This is a genomic window from Shewanella sp. 1180_01 (assembly GCF_052850535.1).
Genome location: NZ_VXCT01000062.1, coordinates 1 through 18,191, shown reverse-complemented (window position 1 = coordinate 18,191; position 18,191 = coordinate 1). Strand labels below are relative to the sequence as shown.

General features: G+C 46.7%; 13 protein-coding genes. 7 read left to right on the top strand and 6 right to left on the bottom strand.

Translation table 11 applies throughout. The annotated features are described in order from the left end of the window. The 3 genes from hflD (at position 1) to FW758_RS21285 (ending at position 3,292) form a co-directional block, all read left to right on the top strand. Positions 1-618: a high frequency lysogenization protein HflD gene (hflD, locus tag FW758_RS21295; RefSeq protein WP_006086256.1), complete on the top strand. Its 618-nt coding sequence runs from the start codon at positions 1-3 to the stop codon at positions 616-618. Between the two features lie 29 nt (positions 619-647). After that, positions 648-2,018 carry an adenylosuccinate lyase gene (gene purB, locus FW758_RS21290; RefSeq protein WP_071939365.1) on the top strand — a complete coding sequence of 457 codons (1,371 nt, stop codon included), beginning with the start codon at positions 648-650 and terminating at the stop codon, positions 2,016-2,018. 134 nt (positions 2,019-2,152) lie between these two features. Further along, positions 2,153-3,292, top strand: coding sequence for a ribosomal protein uL16 3-hydroxylase (locus FW758_RS21285; protein ID WP_226058441.1), 1,140 nt, complete (start codon positions 2,153-2,155; stop codon positions 3,290-3,292). A 176-nt stretch (positions 3,293-3,468) separates the two neighbouring features. Here the strand turns inward: FW758_RS21285 and FW758_RS21280 are convergent, their stop codons facing one another. Further along, on the bottom strand, positions 3,469-3,918 hold the full coding sequence (locus tag FW758_RS21280; RefSeq protein ID WP_106650731.1) for a DUF4826 family protein: 450 nt from the start codon (positions 3,916-3,918) through the stop codon (positions 3,469-3,471). Between the two features lie 280 nt (positions 3,919-4,198). Between FW758_RS21280 and FW758_RS21275 the strand changes: the two genes are divergently transcribed. After that, on the top strand, positions 4,199-5,233 hold the full coding sequence (locus FW758_RS21275) for a Glu/Leu/Phe/Val dehydrogenase dimerization domain-containing protein (RefSeq protein WP_446446438.1): 1,035 nt from the start codon (positions 4,199-4,201) through the stop codon (positions 5,231-5,233). Between the two features lie 192 nt (positions 5,234-5,425). Beyond that, positions 5,426-5,770, top strand: coding sequence for a hypothetical protein (locus FW758_RS21270; protein WP_446446437.1), 345 nt, complete (start codon positions 5,426-5,428; stop codon positions 5,768-5,770). A 138-nt stretch (positions 5,771-5,908) separates the two neighbouring features. Here FW758_RS21270 and FW758_RS21265 read toward each other — a convergent pair whose 3' ends face one another. The 4 genes from FW758_RS21265 to ppsA form a co-directional block, all read right to left on the bottom strand. Continuing rightward, positions 5,909-6,325 (bottom strand): MarR family winged helix-turn-helix transcriptional regulator, encoded by a 417-nt coding sequence (locus FW758_RS21265; RefSeq protein ID WP_006081948.1) that lies wholly within the window; start codon positions 6,323-6,325, stop codon positions 5,909-5,911. Between the two features lie 145 nt (positions 6,326-6,470). Beyond that, positions 6,471-6,944, bottom strand: coding sequence for a DUF1285 domain-containing protein (locus FW758_RS21260; protein ID WP_012587471.1), 474 nt, complete (start codon positions 6,942-6,944; stop codon positions 6,471-6,473). A gap of 122 nt (positions 6,945-7,066) precedes the next feature. Next, positions 7,067-10,108 (bottom strand): D-2-hydroxyglutarate dehydrogenase YdiJ, encoded by a 3,042-nt coding sequence (ydiJ, locus tag FW758_RS21255; RefSeq protein ID WP_446446436.1) that lies wholly within the window; start codon positions 10,106-10,108, stop codon positions 7,067-7,069. A 98-nt stretch (positions 10,109-10,206) separates the two neighbouring features. Continuing rightward, complete coding sequence (ppsA, locus tag FW758_RS21250; RefSeq protein ID WP_006081951.1) at positions 10,207-12,576, bottom strand: phosphoenolpyruvate synthase; 2,370 nt, start codon at positions 12,574-12,576, stop codon at positions 10,207-10,209. Between the two features lie 124 nt (positions 12,577-12,700). Between ppsA and ppsR the strand changes: the two genes are divergently transcribed. Continuing rightward, the gene (gene ppsR / locus FW758_RS21245) at positions 12,701-13,513 is read left to right on the top strand and encodes a posphoenolpyruvate synthetase regulatory kinase/phosphorylase PpsR (RefSeq protein WP_006081952.1); all 813 of its coding nucleotides are present in this window, start codon (positions 12,701-12,703) and stop codon (positions 13,511-13,513) included. Between the two features lie 182 nt (positions 13,514-13,695). Then, on the top strand, positions 13,696-14,760 hold the full coding sequence (locus tag FW758_RS21240) for a 3-deoxy-7-phosphoheptulonate synthase (RefSeq protein WP_006086250.1): 1,065 nt from the start codon (positions 13,696-13,698) through the stop codon (positions 14,758-14,760). A 167-nt stretch (positions 14,761-14,927) separates the two neighbouring features. Here FW758_RS21240 and FW758_RS21235 read toward each other — a convergent pair. Continuing rightward, the coding region (locus FW758_RS21235) for a glycosyl hydrolase family 18 protein (RefSeq protein ID WP_446446435.1) at positions 14,928-18,191 on the bottom strand (3,264 nt) is incomplete at its 5' end.

The following is an 18,191-nucleotide window of genomic DNA, read 5'->3' as shown; positions in this document are numbered from 1 at the left end:
GTGAACGAGCAACTAGTTAATCGGACCATGGCGTTTGCGGGCATACTGCAAGCCATTGCCCAAGTTCAACATTTAGCCCGCCATGGCGAATTAGATAATGCCGAGCTCGCGGCGAGCTTAAACACCATTCTCGTCACCAATCCTGACAATACGGCCGATGTCTACCAAGACAAAATCGTATTGCAAAAAGGCTATAAGCTGATCTTGAATCAGCTCGGTGACAGCAGTCAAAAAGATGTTGAAATCACCCGCTATTTAGTCGGCGTGTTGGCGTTAGAGCGAAAATTAGTTCGCTCAAACAGCGGTTTAGGCATGTTGGCCGAGCGCATTAATCAAGTGAATCGCCAGCTACATCATTTTGCGATCACAGATGAACAAGTGATTGCCAATCTTGCCAGCATTTACAGTGACATCATCAGTAATTTAGGGCCAAAAATCCAAATCTCTGGTAATCCAGTGTGTTTACAACGCCCTATCATACAACAAAAAATTCGCGCTCTGCTGCTTGCGGCCATGCGCAGCGCTGTACTGTGGCGCCAACTAGGCGGTAAGCGTCGACACTTAGTCTTCGCCCGCAAAGCCATAGTCGATACAGCCAAGAAAAGTCTTACCCTATAATAAAATTAGCGTTCATCAAGGAGCTTCACATGGATCTTTCCGCACTAACTGCTATCTCTCCGGTAGACGGTCGTTATGGTAGTAAAACCGCTTCATTGAGAGGGATTTTCAGCGAGTTCGGTCTTACCAAGTACCGTGTTCAGGTTGAAATCAATTGGCTAAAACTGTTAGCAGACTGCCCAGACATTAGCGAAGTGCCAACATTGAGCGCGTCAGCTATCGCTGTGCTCGATGGCATTAAAGACAATTTCAACGAACAAGATGCGCTGCGTGTTAAGGCTATCGAAAGCACCACTAACCACGATGTGAAAGCGGTTGAATACTTTATCAAAGAAAAAATCGCGGGCAATGCCGAGTTAGCCGCTGTGGGTGAGTTTGTTCACTTTGCCTGTACCTCTGAAGATATCAACAACTTAAGCCACGGTTTAATGTTGACTGAAGCCCGTGAGCAAGTATTACTGCCCTACTGCAACGAGTTGCTGACTGCGATTAAAAAGCTGGCGATTGAATATCGCTCTGTGCCATTGATGTCACGCACCCATGGCCAACCGGCTTCACCATCTACGCTAGGCAAAGAGATGGCGAACGTAGCGATGCGTCTTGAGCGTCAAATCAAACAAATCGCCAATGTTGAAATCATGGGCAAACTGAACGGTGCCGTAGGTAACTACAATGCTCACCTGTCAGCCTACCCTGAAGTTAACTGGCATGAACTGTCTGAGCGTTTTGTGACTAGCCTTGGCCTGCACTGGAACGCCTACACAACGCAAATCGAACCACACGATTACATTGCTGAACTGTTTGATGCGGTTGCCCGTTTCAACACTGTGCTGATTGACTTTGACCGTGACATTTGGGGTTATATTGCCCTAGGTCACTTCAAACAACGCACTATCGCCGGTGAAATCGGTTCATCGACTATGCCACACAAAGTTAACCCAATCGATTTTGAAAACTCTGAAGGTAACTTAGGTATCGCTAACGCGCTGATGCAACATTTAGCATCTAAGCTGCCGTTATCAAGATGGCAACGTGACTTAACTGACTCAACTGTGCTGCGTAACTTAGGCGTGGGTATTGCCCATGCGTTGATCGCGTATCAAGCGACCTTAAAAGGCATCAGCAAGTTAGAAGTTAACGAAGCGCATCTGCGTGATGAGTTAGATCACAACTGGGAAGTGTTAGCAGAACCCGTACAAACGGTAATGCGTCGTTATGGTATTGAAAAGCCATACGAAAAATTAAAAGAACTGACGCGCGGTAAACGTATCGACGCGCAGCAACTGTCAGTGTTTATTGACGGACTTGAATTACCAGACTCAGTGAAAGCTGAGCTGAAGAAAATGACGCCCGCCAATTACATTGGTCGCGCCGAAACGTTTGTCGACGAACTGAAGTAAGCTTTTAACTGAACTTAGTTTTTAACTGAAATTAGTTATTAGCTGAAATTGGCGATGGACAATACTCTTTCATAAACAGAAATAAGGATTAAGGCGACTCACATCTCCGCGATGTGGTCGCCTTTTTTAACACTATGTATACACTCAATCTCGATATCGCCCAGTTTCTTAGTGAATACTGGCAAAAGAAACCCCTGCTGATCAAAAAAGCGTTTCCGCAGTTTGAAGATCCGATCAGTGCCGATGAATTAGCAGGCCTTGCCTGTGAAGAAGAAATCTCTTCGCGTATCGTCGTCACCAAAGATGATAACTGGGAAGTGGTTCAAGGCCCGTTTGAAGATTACGACAGCTATGGCGAAACCCATTGGCAGTTACTAGTGCAAGCAGTCAATCATTGGTATCCCGATTCGCAGCCATTAGTTGAAGCACTACGCTTTTTACCTGACTGGCGTTTCGATGACTTGATGGCCTCATTTGCGACGCCAAGTGGCGGCGTAGGCCCGCACGTCGATAACTACGATGTGTTTATCATTCAAGGCGAAGGTGAGCGTCGCTGGACTGTGGGTGACAATACCCCGCAACAACGCCGTGGTGGCAATCCCAATTCGCCGCTGGTAGAAGACTTCACCCCAATTATCGATGTGGTGCTAGAAAAAGGCGACATGCTTTATATTCCACCTGGTTTCCCGCATTGCGGCGAAACCCTAACAGTGGCAATGAGTTACTCAATTGGTTTTCGTGCACCAAGCCAGCAAGAACTGATCAGTGAAGTCGCCGATTACCTGCTCGACAATAACTTAGGTCAGCAGCGTTTCACGTCGCAAACTGAACCGAGTTCAGCGGGTATTGTCAGCCAAGATCATCAAGTGGGCATAATGTCACTCTTGAGTCAGCTGAGCCAAGATCCCAATAGCTACCAAATCGTGTTAGGTAAACTGCTCAGTCAAAACCGTTTCGAGCTTGATTTGTGTGAAGGCGAAGAAGCTTACAGCATTGAAGATTTGCAAGATGCCTTCGCCCAAGGTGCTGGCGTGAGCCGTATCGGCGGTTTGAAAGTATTGCGCCTTGAAAATGACGCCACGCCGCGATTATTCATCAATGGTGATGTGCACGAATTGCTAAATACACCGGTAGACGTTATCGCACAGTTGAGCGATAACGTGAGCTTAAGCGCCGATGAAGCGACTGAAATATGTCAGCATGAAGAAGTTCAAGCCTTACTATTGAAACTCATCAATCAAGGTTTCTTCTACTTAAGCGACAGCGAAGAATAAGCCCTATCGACTTTGCTCGATGACCTTGTTCTTAACAGAGGAAATCAACATAAAAGTCAGTATAAATAAGGCACTCAATTGAGTGCCTTATTGTTATTTCAATTATCAGTATCAATCAACACAAGTGACTGTATTAACTTAATACTATCTCAATACAATCCTCAACTCATTTGAGCTTAGGCATTCCACAGTTTATCGTCATTGTGCATACGATATAAACTCTCGGCGCGCGATACCAGTAATTGCGCAAATTTGGCCTGAGTAGCATCACGGGTTGCACCTGAACGTACCAAGTTTTCCGCCTGCATTTGCCACATCATAGAGAAATGACGCACCGCATCACGGGCCGTTGCCGCCACTTTCACATCGACGAAATCCGAGGGTAAATCGCCCGACATTACCCAATAGGTTTTGTTGCTGGGACGCTTGGATTCCATTTTCCAAATTGCCATGTAAGGCGCAAGATAACGACTTTCATCGGCCAAGACTTTAGTTGGGATCACGCCTTTTTCAGCGAGAAAACGATTCGCTTTTTGAAATTGAGTTCTGACCCACTCTTGACGCAGCTTTTCTATTTCTTCAGCTGATAAATTCTGTTGAGTTTGGTCGACAGCTTGTTCAGTCATACTTCCGTCCTATCTTATTGTTATAACGCGAACCTAATTCTTGGGATCAGTGCGCGATTCATTCTATTCGTTACATTAAATTCAGTACAATCCATTTTCAACCGCAAAGCTTACGTTTACGTAAAGTGGAAAGCTAAATTGCCACAAATAATGTATTTATTCGGTCATTATGCATGGTTGAGAGTATCGCTAAATGCTATGGTTCTGCAATAAATATAACAAGCAGTCGATAGAGGCTCATCTCGTCGGCTTTTTCATTGTGTATAGCGGAGAAATTCACGTGGCTGTATTTAATCATGTATCCTTTGACGAACATGAACAGGTCGTATTCTGTCATGATAAAGAAAGTGGCTTAAAGGCCATTGTCGCCATCCATAACACCAACCTTGGCCCTGCTGTGGGTGGTTGCCGGATGTGGAATTACCAATCGGATGATGAAGCCCTGACTGACGTATTACGCCTCTCTCGTGGCATGACTTACAAAAACGCCCTTGCTGGTTTAACCATGGGCGGCGGCAAATCAGTGATCATCGCCGATCCAAAAAGACAAGACCGCGAAGCTCTATTCCGCGCTTTTGGCCGCTTCATCAATAGTCTCGGCGGCCGCTATTACTCCGCTGAAGACGTGGGTACTACCACGGCAGATATCATGATTGCCCATGAAGAAACCCCTTATATGGCAGGTCTTGAAGGCAAGAGTGGCGATCCATCACCGTTCACCGCCCTTGGCACTTATTTAGGCATCAAGGCTGCGGTTAAACATAGACTCGGTTTAGACAGCCTAAAAGGCCTTAAAATCGCCGTTCAAGGTGTAGGTCACGTTGGCTATTATCTGTGCAAACACTTGCATAACGAAGGTGCTGAACTGATTGTTACCGACATTCATCAAGCCTCGTTGGACAAAGTCGCTACCGACTTTGGTGCTATTGTTGTCGCGCCACAAGAAATCTACTCACAAGATGTGGATGTGTATTCTCCTTGTGCCCTTGGCGCAACCTTAAACGATGCGACCTTACCGCAGCTGAAAGCCAAAATTGTTGCTGGCTGTGCCAACAACCAATTAGCTGAAGTACGCCACGGCGAACAGCTGAAAGAAATGGGTATACTGTACGCGCCAGACTATGTGATCAACGCAGGCGGCATTATCAACGTGTCGTTCGAAAAAGATTACGATGCGGCGAAATCGACCGCTAAAGTAGAAGAAATTTATAACACTCTGCTGAAAATCTTCAGCCAAGCCGACGAACAGAACCGTACAACCGGCGCTGTAGCTGATGAAATGGCGAAAGCCATTATCGAAGCCGCAAAAAAGTAATTTTTCTGCACGCGTAACATCCGCAAAAGCGACCTCTGGTCGCTTTTTGGTTATCTAAAATTTAATCTAGCGCTAAGCTCATGGTTTAGCCGCGCTTTTAATTTCGACACAGAATATTCATTAAATCACGCTGGAAAACGTCATATTTGTCTGCTTGAATTAGCCTCTCAGGTCCCAGCACAGGATAGCGCTATGATCCGTTTTAAGTATGATCTCAACCAAGATGTAGTTGAACTGCAAGCCAGTAATTGGAGCGGTTTAGAGCGGGTCTTTGTCAACGGCCAGATGGTGTCGCACAAGTTGAATTTTAAGCCTCAGAGCGAACATACCATCCAACTTAAAGACGGCGCACCTTGCAAGTTCGAACTGCTTATCGATCCCCAAACCGATGAGTTGATGTGCCGAATTTATAAGCAGCACACACTCGTGGCCAGCCTAAAACAAGGCAAAGAAAATTTGTTAGCCAGCCGCCGTTATTTGCAACACTCAGTAACAGCCGTCAGCCTACTCTGCGTCTTTGCACTTTACTTGAATTGATTGAGCCAGTTTAATCCCGCGAAGTGACAGATGAATGATGGGATTAAACTGGAGAAAATGAATTTAGGCAATCACATACAGATAGCAGTGAAAACGGCTAAACCGCAGTATCCCTCCATACCGAATGAATCCGTATCATTAAGCCAAGCGATTGATTTTATTTAATAGTAAGACGAACTGCTGCTGCTCCTCATCACTAAGGTTAGACAGGAACTTTTCGTTGACCCGCTCAGCTTCGCAAATCAGATCTTGCTCTAATGCTTTGGCTTCATCGGTCAAAAAGATTTGAAAGGCGCGCCGATTATCGGCTTCTTGATGGCGGGTAATAAGACCTTGTACCTGCAACTGATCGAGTAAACGCGTCATAGTGTAATTTGCCACATCGCAACGCTTAGACAATTCAGTTTGGCTGATGCCCTCCTCTTGCCACAAAGCAAACAGCACAGGCCACAGTTTTATATCGAGTTGATATCGCTTAAGATGCAGATCAAGCTCATTTTGCAGCTCGATATTTAAGTGGGAAACAAGATAGCCTAAGCTTTCATGACGATTCAAACAGCACCTCCTACAACAAAGGTTTTAACGCGTTTTCACTTACCCTGTGCGCCATGATAAGAACCCAGAGTCAGTTTTAATACTACCACTTAACCCGCAATAAACTAGCTAACACCACAGCTAATTATGCTATTAACCTACGAACTCACTGCTCATTTAGATCAGATAAATTGAATTCATTCACAAAATTATAGTAACAAGCACGACCTAATTTCCCCCATAACCCACGCTCAAGCGGCAAATAAACACTGTCATCGGTGAGCTTCATCTGCTTTATATCCACATTGTGGTGCAGAGTGTCAATACTGGTGCTCACATTGAGCAGAGAATGAGGTTGCGCTCGCTCAAAATCGACAATCAGCAGAGGCGCATCTTCAACCTGCACTCTTACCTTCTCCACTGGGGTAATTAAGAAATACTCATCATCGATACAATGCAAAATACTGGCGAACAACTTAGCAAACTTTGCTGGCAGCGATGTTCCTAGATATGTCCAATCACCCAAGGCGTTAATGTCAAACAATGGGACTTCACTGCACAATGGCGTTGTTGTCGTTAATGCGCTATCGGCGGCGAATTGTTTGAGTGTGTGTTGAATACTGTCAGTCATCTTTTCCATCTAGGCCTCCGTCGTCCATAAAAAAACCAGCCTTGCGGCTGGCTTTAGTGTGACATTCAACACTGGGATATGCCAGTGAGGATAATGACAAGCTCACTGGCGAAGCTAAGCGATAAACACCACTAGATATGTGCTAACTCAAGCAAGGCCTCAAGTGGATGTTTTGGCTTGTAACCGGCAAAACGTTTCACTTGAGTACGGCAAGAATAGCCCGACACTAACACTTGCGGCTGTTCAATCTTAGCGAGAGTTTGCTGCCAAGACATCTCAAACAAGGCCTTAGAACGCTCGAGGTTTTCCGCCTCATGGCCGTAGGTTCCGGCCATACCACAACAACCTAAATTGACTGCGGTTAACTTAGCACCAAAATGAGCAAAGATTTTAGTCCATTCATTGGCGGTATTTGGCTTGGCCGTCGATTCAGTGCAATGACTAAACCAGGTATATTGCTTACCTTGCGCAGCTTTCGCGGGTAGGTCCTTGATGACATTAAGTAGCCATTCGTTGGCTAACTTGACCTCAAAATGACCGCGATTAGCCCCTAAGACTTCACGGTATTCGTCGCGATAACACAAGACTAAGGCAGGATCGATACCGACCATAGGCATGCCCAGTTTATGGACTTGGTTCAAAAAGTCCGCACTCGACTGCGCCGTTTTCGCGAACTTATCTAAAAATCCCTTGATATGCGTTGGCTTACCATTGGGTTTATAGGGCAACAACACGGGTTTTAAACCAAGCTTTTCAATCAACTGGATAAAGCGCAGCACAAGACCTGAGTCATAGAAACTGTTAAAGGGATCTTGCACCACCAGCACAAACTGTGAGCGCGCCTCTTCTGGAATTGCCTGCAGTGCAGCTAAGTCGTAACCACGGCTTGCATGACCATCGAGTCTTTGCTTCAAGGTCGGCACAGATAACGCAGGCGCGTCCACGTAACCAATCGCCTTTTTAATCACCCATTGGCTCAATGGATTTTGCGCGGCAAAGTTAGTAAGACGCGGTGCAGCGGCCATTAATGGCAAGCTATCTTCGATACCTGCAACAAGATAGTCCTTCGCCGGTCTTAAATAGCGTTGATAGTAAATATTAAAGAACTGCGCCCTAAACTTAGGCACATCCACTTTGACCGGACATTGCCCAGAGCAGGCTTTACAGGCCAAACAGCCCTTGAGCGATTCCATCACTTCGTGGGAATAATCATAATCGCGCTGGGCGTTCAGGGTATTTTGAACGCGCTGCAGCAAACCTAAGGGCTTTGCTTTTGCCAGTGCGTTGACATCAACCCCTTCAGCCTCCAGCAGCCTGAGCCACTCTCTCATGAGCCCTGCGCGCCCCTTGGGCGATTGTACTCTGTCACCCGTCACCTTAAACGACGGACACATGGGCGAAAAGCTGCTGTAGTTAAAACACAGGCCGTTGCCGTTACAGTTCATCACATCGGGGAATGCATCACGTACTTCGATGGGGATTTGTCGGTCAAACTTACCGCGCTTAGCACTGTCGATATCGTAATAGAGGGCGCCAGTATGTTTAGGTGCCACCAGCTTACCAGGGTTGAGTCGGTTGTCGGGATCGAACAAGCCTTTGATATCTTGTAGAACGCCGTATAGTTCATTACCAAAGACAGATGGACCGTATTCACCGCGCACACCTTTACCGTGCTCGCCCCACATCAGGCCGCCGTATTTAAGCGTCAGTGCTGCGACTTGATCAGAAATCACCCGCAATAGTTTTTCATCTTCAACATCGCACATATCAAGTGCTGGCCGAACATGCAACACGCCCGCATCCACATGACCAAACATACCGTATTGCAGATTATGACCATCGAGTACTGCGCGAAACTCCATAATATAATCGGCGAGTTTTTCGGGCGGCACCGCAGTATCTTCCGCAAAAGCGATAGGTTTACGACGTCCTTTAGTGGCGCCCAATAAGCCAACGGCTTTTTTGCGCATGCCGTAGATTTTTTCGATGCTTGGCTTGTCTTGCGTCACTTGGTAACCCAATACGCCGCACTCGCCTTTGCTGATCTGCTCAGTCAAGACAGCTTCAAGACTCGCAAGCTTTTGCTCAACCTCTACTGTGTCACCAGCAAATTCGACCATATTGAGGCCGTCGATGACTTTACCCGGCACTTCTTGAATCAGATCTGATACCGAGTGCCAGACTATATCTTCGCGGGCTAAATTCAGCACTTTTGAATCGACGGTTTCGACCACAGTCGCCCGCGCGGCGACTAAGGATGGCGCGTGGCGCAAAGCCGATTGGAACGAATCGTACTTAATGTTCACCATCGCGCGCTCGGTCGGCAGCGGGGTGAGATTGAGTTTAGCTTCGGTTATCACCGCAAGCGTGCCCTCAGAGCCTGTCAGAATCCGTGATAAATCGAATTGTGTCAGGTTGTTGTTCCACACGTGTTTTAAGTCATAGCCTGTGAGGAAACGGTTGAGCTTAGGAAATTGGTTTTCAATCTGTGTGCGCTTTTCGCGGCATACCGCCGCCACAGCAGAAATCAGTTTCTGCCCCAGCGGATTATCACTGACGTTATCGGGGTTGCACAGGAGTCCCGCGTCTAGGGGATGCGTATCCAACACGCTGCCATCAATCAACACGCTGCGCAGCGCCAGTACGTGATCTGACGTCTTACCGTAAACCAGTGAGCCCGCACCCGATGCATCAGTATTGATCATGCCACCAATCGTGGCGCGGTTTGAGGTGGATAAATCGGGACTAAAAAAGAATCCATGGGGGCGCAATGCATCGTTAAGTGCATCTTTAACGACGCCAGCTTCAACTCGTACCCAACCTTGCTCAGCATTCACTTCGAGCACGCGGTTCATGTAACGCGACACATCCAAAATCAAACCATGGGTCAGGGATTGTCCGTTGGTACCGGTACCGCCGCCACGTGCACTGAAGGTCACGCTGCGAAATGCGTCCGTAGCAGCCAGTGTCAATGCAATTTGGATATCCTGCTGATTTTTAGGATATAACACAGCTTGAGGTAAGAATTGATATACAGAGTTGTCCGTTGCTTGCACTAAACGTGCGCTGTAACGTTTGTCTATATCACCGGAATACTCACTTTGCTCCAGTGCATCAAGGTATGCCAAATACACTGGCTCTAATGTTTGTTGATGTGATAGCAGGGGTAGCATAGATAGCTTCTGTCAATTATCGTTATGGCGCCATTATAAACAAAAAAAAGCCGCTAAAAAGCGGCTTTTTTAACAAGTTTATAAAATTACAATCTAGATCAACCGTGAGCTTCGGCTAAATACAACCAAGTATCAATCACAGTGTCTGGATTTAACGATACAGTATCTATGCCCTGCTCGACCAACCAAGCCGCAAAATCGGCGTGATCTGAAGGACCTTGACCACAAATACCTATGTAAGCACCCTTAGTTTTAGCCGCTTTAATGGCTAAAGAAAGTAGCATTTTAACGGCTTCATCACGCTCATCAAATAAGTGGCTGATGATACCTGAGTCACGGTCAAGACCGAGTGTCAGCTGAGTTAAATCGTTTGAACCGATTGAGAAACCATCGAAATGCTCAAGGAATTGATCCGCTAACAGAGCGTTTGAAGGCACTTCACACATCATGATGACGCGTAAACCGTCTTTACCGCGCTCTAAACCTTGCTCTTTCAGCAGACCAATCACTTGTTCAGCTTCTTTCACTGTACGTACGAATGGGATCATGACTTCAACGTTTTTCAGGCCCATGTCGTTACGAACACGTTTGATCGCTTCACACTCTAAGGCAAAACAGTCACGGAACGATTCAGAGATATAACGGCTTGCACCGCGGAAGCCCAGCATTGGGTTCTCTTCTTCTGGTTCGTAACGGTCACCGCCAACCAAGTTTGCGTATTCGTTAGACTTAAAGTCTGACATACGTACGATCACTTTCTTCGGATAGAAAGCAGAACCGATAGTCGCAATACCTTCAACCAGACGGGCAATGTAGAACTCAACAGGTGATTCATAACCTGCGATCATCTCGTTGATTTCAGTTTGCAGCGCGGCATCCTGTTGATTGAACTCAAGCAGTGCCTTTGGATGAATACCAATCATACGGTTGATGATGAATTCTAAACGCGCTAGACCCACACCTTCATTCGGTAAACGGGCGAAATCAAATGCACGATCAGGGTTACCCACGTTCATCATGATTTTCATTGGCAGTTCTGGCAAAGAGTCAACACGGTTTGAAATCACTTCAAACTCTTGTTTACCTTCGTAGATAAAGCCAGTGTCACCTTCAGCGCAAGAAACCGTCACGATTTGACCATTCTTGATACGGTCAGTCACATCACCACAACCCACCACCGCTGGCACACCTAATTCACGGGCGATAATCGCCGCGTGACAAGTACGACCGCCACGGTTAGTGACGATGGCGCTCGCGCGTTTCATGATAGGTTCCCAATCTGGATCTGTCATGTCAGTCACTAACACGTCACCTGGTTGGATTTGATCCATATCGGCGATTGACGTTAATACTTTGGCTACGCCGGTTCCCACTTTATGACCGATAGCGCGACCTTCACAGATCACAGCGCCACGGCTCTTTAAATGATAACGCTCAATCAATTGCACATCTTCACGGCTACGAACCGTTTCTGGACGCGCTTGAACGATATACAATTTACCGTCGTTACCGTCTTTTGCCCACTCGATGTCCATTGGACGACCATAGTGTTGCTCGATAATCACAGCTTGTTTTGCCAACTCTTCAACTTCAGCGTCATTGATTGAGAATTGACGGCGTTGCTCGCTTGCAACATCTTCAATTTTGACTTGTTTGCCGTGAGCAGCATCATCTGAATACACCATTTGGATGAGCTTGCTACCGATATTACGGCGCACAACAGCCTTGTGACCTAAGGCTAAAATAGGTTTATGAACATAAAATTCATCAGGGTTTACCGCGCCTTGAACAACCATTTCACCCAGACCAAAAGATGAAGTGATAAACACGACATCGTTATTGCCAGATTCAGTGTCCATAGTGAACATCACACCTGAAGCCGCTTTGTCTGAACGAACCATGCGTTGCACGCCAGCAGACAAGGCAACACCGTGGTGTTCGTAACCTTGGTGAACACGGTAAGAAATCGCGCGGTCGTTAAAGAGTGAAGCGTAAACGTGCTTGATAGCCGTCAGTACAGATTCAAATCCTTTAACGTTTAAGAAAGTTTCTTGCTGACCCGCAAAAGACGCATCTGGCATATCTTCTGCTGTTGCAGAAGAACGTACCGCGAATGACGCTTCGCTAGTTTCAGCGGCAAGTTTATCGTAAGCTTCACGAATGGCTTGCTCTAATGCTGGTTGAAATGGGGTGTCGATAACCCACTGCCTGATCTGTGCACCTACTTTAGCCAGCGCATTGACATCATCTACATCCAGTGTGGCTAGAATGTCATAAATCTTCTGGTTAACTCCGCTTTGTTCAAGGAACTCGTTGAACGCATGGGAAGTTGTCGCAAATCCGCCAGGTACTTGAACACCGGCATTGGCCAGATTGCTGATCATCTCGCCTAGAGAAGCATTTTTACCGCCAACTAAGTTGACGTCACCCATGCCTAATTCTTGATACCAGAGTACGTATTGCTGCACAGTTCTATCTCCGCAAGTTTATTTCAGTGGCCCCTTCACACGAGGGCAGCGGCATTTTACACTCCTGTCGAACACGCGTAAATCTATAATTTTATTTGTAATTTTATTACTACAAGAGGTCAGTATGGCACCAAAAGTATTCTATATCTCCGACGGGACAGCGATCACAGCTGAAGTTTTTGGTCATGCGGTTCTCTCGCAATTTCCATTAGAATTTGAGTCACTTACAATTCCATTCGTCGAAACTTTGACGAAAGCGGAGCAAGTTAAGCGACAAATTAATGATTGTTTTATTACAACAGGTGAGCGGCCGTTAGTATTCCATTCGATCGTAAAAGCGGAGATCCGCGACATCATCTACTCAAGTGAAGGCTTAGATTATGATTTTTTGAATACTTTTGTGGCCCCACTCGAACAACATTTAGGGGTTTCAGCTTCGCCAGTGTTGCATCGCACCCATGGGAAAGCAAATCACGGCTATGAAGCGCGTATCGATGCGATTAATTTCGCCATGGATAATGATGACGGTCAGACCATGAAACACATGGATCAAGCCGATCTGGTTTTACTTGGGGTGTCTCGCTGTGGCAAAACGCCATCAAGCCTGTATTTGTCGATGCAGTTTGGCATCAAAGCCGCGAACTACCCTTTCACCGAAGATGATATGGATAACCTTAAGTTACCCGACGCGCTGAAACGCAATAAGAAAAAACTGTTTGGCTTGACGATTGATCCTGTGCGTTTACATGAGATCCGCCAAAGCAGAATGGAAAACAGCCGCTACTCGTCACTCAAGCAGTGCCGCTTAGAAGTCAAAGAAGTGGAAATGCTATTTAAACGTGAACGCATTCCTTATATAGATACAACGAATCATTCAGTGGAAGAAATTGCCACCAAAATCTTGGATGTCACGGGCCTAGAACGGCACATGTTCTAAGCTTGTAGAGCAAAAAGCAGCAAGATAAACCGAGTGAATTTAGCTTAATTGAATCTAACTTAAATCAAATTCATTGCACAGTTGCCGACAATTAACACAATTGGCGCTGTGCAACTCGGTTCGATTCGTTATAATCCGAGGCAATCTGGCGAAAAGCGCCGCACGCAAGCTCGGTATTTTGAATGACCATAAAAACAGACGAACTACGCACTTCCTTATTAGCAAAAGTCATCTCACCTGCGCAACTGGCATCTGAGTTCCCATTAACTCAAGATGCGGCCGATTATCTGGTTCAGCAACGTCGTGAAGTCGAAGCCATTATTATGGGTGAAGATCAACGTCTTTTGGTGATCATAGGCCCATGCTCAATACACGATACCAAAGCGGCATTAGATTATGCGCAGCGCTTAGCCGCATTACATCAAGAATTGAAAGATGATTTGTGCATCTTAATGCGGGTCTATTTTGAGAAACCTCGCACGATTGTCGGCTGGAAAGGATTAATTTCTGATCCCGATCTTGATGGCAGTTTCGAGCCAAACAAAGGCTTACGTATTGCTCGCGAGCTACTGCAACAAATCACTGAATTAAAATTACCTATTGCCACCGAATTTTTAGATATGGTGAACGGTCAGTACATAGCCGATCTCATTACTTGGGGCGCAATTGGCGCACGCACCACAGAAAGCCAAGTTCACCGTGAAATGGCCTCGGCACTGTCTTGCCCTGTTGGTTTTAAAAACGGTACCGATGGCAATATCAACATCGCAGTCGATGCAGTGCGCGCCGCACAAGTTCCGCATATTTTCTATTCACCGGATAAAGATGGCGCGATGGCGGTTTATCGCACCCACGGTAATCCGTTTGGTCATATCATTCTGCGCGGCGGCAAAACGCCTAATTACCACGCCGAAGATATCGAAAAAGCACGTCAACAACTTGCCTCTGTTGGGGTCACTCAACGTATGGTGGTTGATTTCAGCCACGGTAACAGTGAGAAAAACCACCTTAAGCAGCTTAACGTCGCCGATGAAATCATGGCGCAAATGCGGGCAGGCAGCACTGCCATCGCCGGTATTATGGCTGAAAGCTTCTTACAGGAAGGCAACCAGAAAGTCGTTGCAGACCAACCACTCTGTTATGGCCAAAGCATCACCGATGCCTGCTTACATTGGGATGACTCAGAAGTCCTGCTACGTAAACTAGCAGCTGCTTCCCGCGAGCGAAAAGCATTGTTAGCAAAATAAGCCTAACGCTTGAAAAATATGTCCGAAGCGATATACATTTTCCAATAAAAAAACCGATCTTTGATCGGTTTTTTTATTAACAGCGGTTTAATACCCATTGTATTTATAGCCGACAGCAACACACTACGACTGACGGCTTTGCACACTTTTATAGTGCATAAACAATGTTATAGATTACACACAAACGCCCAATCTGCAGAAGCTCCTGGTGCCGCGTTGGTCCACCACTTAGCTTGGTACACAGCGCTACTGTTTTTCATCCGATCGCCCGTTGCTGCATGACTTGGATTTCCCTGATAGTCCTTTTGCGGGAAATTTGGATAAGCAGGAATACCCGCAGTATCGACACTCGCCGCTTCACAACTATCCACCACAGGTACTTGGCATTCAGGTAAACTTGGATTTGCAGCACAATCCACAGGTGGAACAACGGAACTCGCCGCACCAAATCCATATCGAGTGCCATTAAAACTTACAGTAAAGTTTGATGGCATAGAGACAGGCAAATAGTACTTAATCGTGCCGTCAAACGTTGCCCCAGGCGCGAGACTTTTCCAGGTTGGCAAGATAAAGCGAACATGGTGGAAATCATTCTCCAACCCGCCCACGTTATTTCCTGCCACATTGGAACCATCCGTTACTACAGTTAACCCTATACCCGATTGATCGGCAATTTCGGCTGACGTTGAAGTTGAAATATCAAATTCAAACTCAGCACCGCCGGGTATAGTCACTTGGCTATTATTGGTGATGGTTAAGGTTGGCGTAATAGGATAGTTACTGTCGCCCACTTTATAGCCAGATAAGCTTGCCGTTAAGGCCAATGTTTGTGATGGCATTACCTGATTGCTGGTGCGATTGCCATACGGGGTTGCTTGCGCAAATCCGTTGTACGCAATGCTGGTCATAATATCACCGACAAAGAACTCACCCTGACCATTGTTACGCTCTGGATACCAGCCAAAGTCACCTGCTAACTCCCAGAACATGACGCCACCAATGCCGTTATCGACCACATATTGCACTTTACGCGCCATAGCTTGCTCATCTTCAGTAGACAGATACACCTTTTTTGTCGGGTTCCATAACCATGAAGATTCCGCCACAGCGTCATAATGGCGCTCATAGGTGCCCGTCAGTCGATCGGCAACATTCGTTTGCGGATCTAATCCATAAAGGCTTAAATAACTGCCGCTGATACCGAGTTCCAAGTTTTTAGCATGCCACATAGGGTTAGAGCCTGCGAACATCTCATCGCCACGAACATCACTATCGTGCCAGAGGTTATCAATTCCTTGAGCACCGTAACCACAGTTTGACGCCCCATCACCCGTACCCACAGGGCAAGCCGTTTGATCCGGATATGCCGCTAAGCCCCATAGGCCGTTAGTGCCACCACTAACATTTTGCCAACCACGCGTATAGTAAGGAATACCGATATTGATCCGCCCTGCTGGCATAGAACCGCGGAAATAATGGTATGCCCAATCGGTATTGAGATAACCAATGCCGCCATATTGCGCCGTACTATAAACATCCCAATGCGCAAGTTCTGCATCTGTACCAGTGTCAAACAGCGCCGCATTGTGACCGACAAAATCATTCCACGCGCCGTGCAAGTCATAGCTCATAATATTGACGTAATCGAGATAACGAGTCATCTGATACGCCTCCATCCCACGTAACAAATAGCCCGATGCTGGCGCAGCAACGGTTAACATATAGTGCTTACCATCTTGCTTGCTGGCTGCATCGAGTTTTTCACGCAGGGTTTTCATCAGCAGTTCGTACTGTTTAAACAAGGTCGCACGCTTTGGCTCTGACATCGCAAAATCATCAGGATTACCGGATTTAGCCATTGATGTCGCGTACTCATAGTCGATATCCGCCCCATCAAAGCTGTAAGTGCGTAAGAACGCCACCACAGAATCGGCAAAGGTTTCAATACTTTGCGTCGTCTGAGTCATCTCATAGAAACCACCACTGGCAACACGATTACCGTTATCATCAAAATAACCGCCCGTTTCAGCCCAGCCACCAATCGAGATTAAAGTCTTAACGTTTGGATGGCGTTTTTTATACTTGTTGAGTAAGTTAAAATGGCCTTTGTAATTAAACTCGGGATCCATCTCAGCGCCTGTAACGCCCGGCCACTCTAATCCTGTTGCCGCGTTCGTCGCACTATTGGGGTCGCCAATAGAGACCTTGTTATTCGAATCAATATGCGCAAATGCATAATTGATGTGGGTAATTTTATCCCAAGGAATATCACTTGCGAGATAACTCGGCTGGCCATTTTTACCCGTGCGCCACGAAGTAAAGTAACCGATAACGCGGCGGGCGTGATCGCTACCCATTTTTTCGCGGCCCTGTTCATCGTACACATCGCAATATACTGAATCACCCACTAAACCTTCAGGACGGCAAGCCTCATTATCGGTTGGTGCTTGACCTACTTGGCCAATAACCGCCGTTGATAATGTTGTCAGGCCAAGATTATCAATCGCCTCAGCGGTGAAACGAATGTCGCCGTTTTCAATGGCTGTCCATTGTGCACTGTATGGCGCGGTTGCATCTTCAGCAACGAGCACACCGTTAGCATAAAAGCGCACGCTGGCCACATAGCCATCACTGTCAGTCGCAGTTGCTGCGAGTGATAACACCGTGCCTAAATCTGTTTGAAAGTTGGACTGCGGCGCGGTTAATGTCACGCTCGGCGCTTGATTAGCTGCGGCAACATTGAGTTTGATGATTGCCGACAAGCCGCTGGCATTGTGACTATCGTAGGCACGGGTTTGTAATTGATGCACACCGACTCCTGCAGCCTGCCACGTTGCCGAATAGGGTGCACTGTTATCAGTCGCAATCAATTGACTATCAAGATAAAACTCAACTTTAGTAATGCTATCACCCGTATCAGGATCGCTCGCATTCGCGGTAATGGTTACTGAGTCGCCAACATTGACAGCGCTGTCATTGACGGGTAACAAAATTTCAATCATAGGCGGTAAGTTTTCACTCGTAGGATTGATAACGGTTAGCACAACACTTTTCTCGGTCGTCGCACCTTTGTCATCGGTCGCTACCGCTTTAAGCTGGACACTGCCTATCGCATTAGTCGTCCAAGGGCTCGTTACCGCCTGACCATTGGCAAACCAATTTACGCTCGCAACGGTACCGTCAACATCAGATGCATCTGCCTGCAGCAAGACGACACCCCCTAAATTCACACTCACATTGTTTTGCGGCTGTAAGATGACCAGTGTAGGCGCTTGGTTTTGCGCTCCATCACACACGCCTTTGTTTTCCCATACGCCCCACTGCCCTGTTTGGCTTGGGTTTTCATTCTGGGTCCACCACTTATTTTGATAGAGATAATTATCGTAGGTTACAGGCGTGACGGTTGCATAGATTTGGCTACTGTTCCAAGG

Bases quoted from the DNA above. Each gene is read 5' to 3' on its own strand.
- FW758_RS21280 (WP_106650731.1), bottom strand. From the start codon at position 3,918: ATGACTGAACAAGCTGTCGACCAAACTCAACAGAATTTATCAGCTGAA.
- FW758_RS21260 (WP_012587471.1), bottom strand. From the start codon at position 6,944: ATGGAAAAGATGACTGACAGTATTCAACACACACTCAAACAATTCGCC.
- purB (WP_071939365.1), top strand. From the start codon at position 648: ATGGATCTTTCCGCACTAACTGCTATCTCTCCGGTAGACGGTCGTTAT.
- FW758_RS21270 (WP_446446437.1), top strand. From the start codon at position 5,426: ATGATCCGTTTTAAGTATGATCTCAACCAAGATGTAGTTGAACTGCAA.
- FW758_RS21240 (WP_006086250.1), top strand. From the start codon at position 13,696: ATGACCATAAAAACAGACGAACTACGCACTTCCTTATTAGCAAAAGTC.
- FW758_RS21285 (WP_226058441.1), top strand. From the start codon at position 2,153: ATGTATACACTCAATCTCGATATCGCCCAGTTTCTTAGTGAATACTGG.
- ydiJ (WP_446446436.1), bottom strand. From the start codon at position 10,108: ATGCTACCCCTGCTATCACATCAACAAACATTAGAGCCAGTGTATTTG.
- ppsR (WP_006081952.1), top strand. From the start codon at position 12,701: ATGGCACCAAAAGTATTCTATATCTCCGACGGGACAGCGATCACAGCT.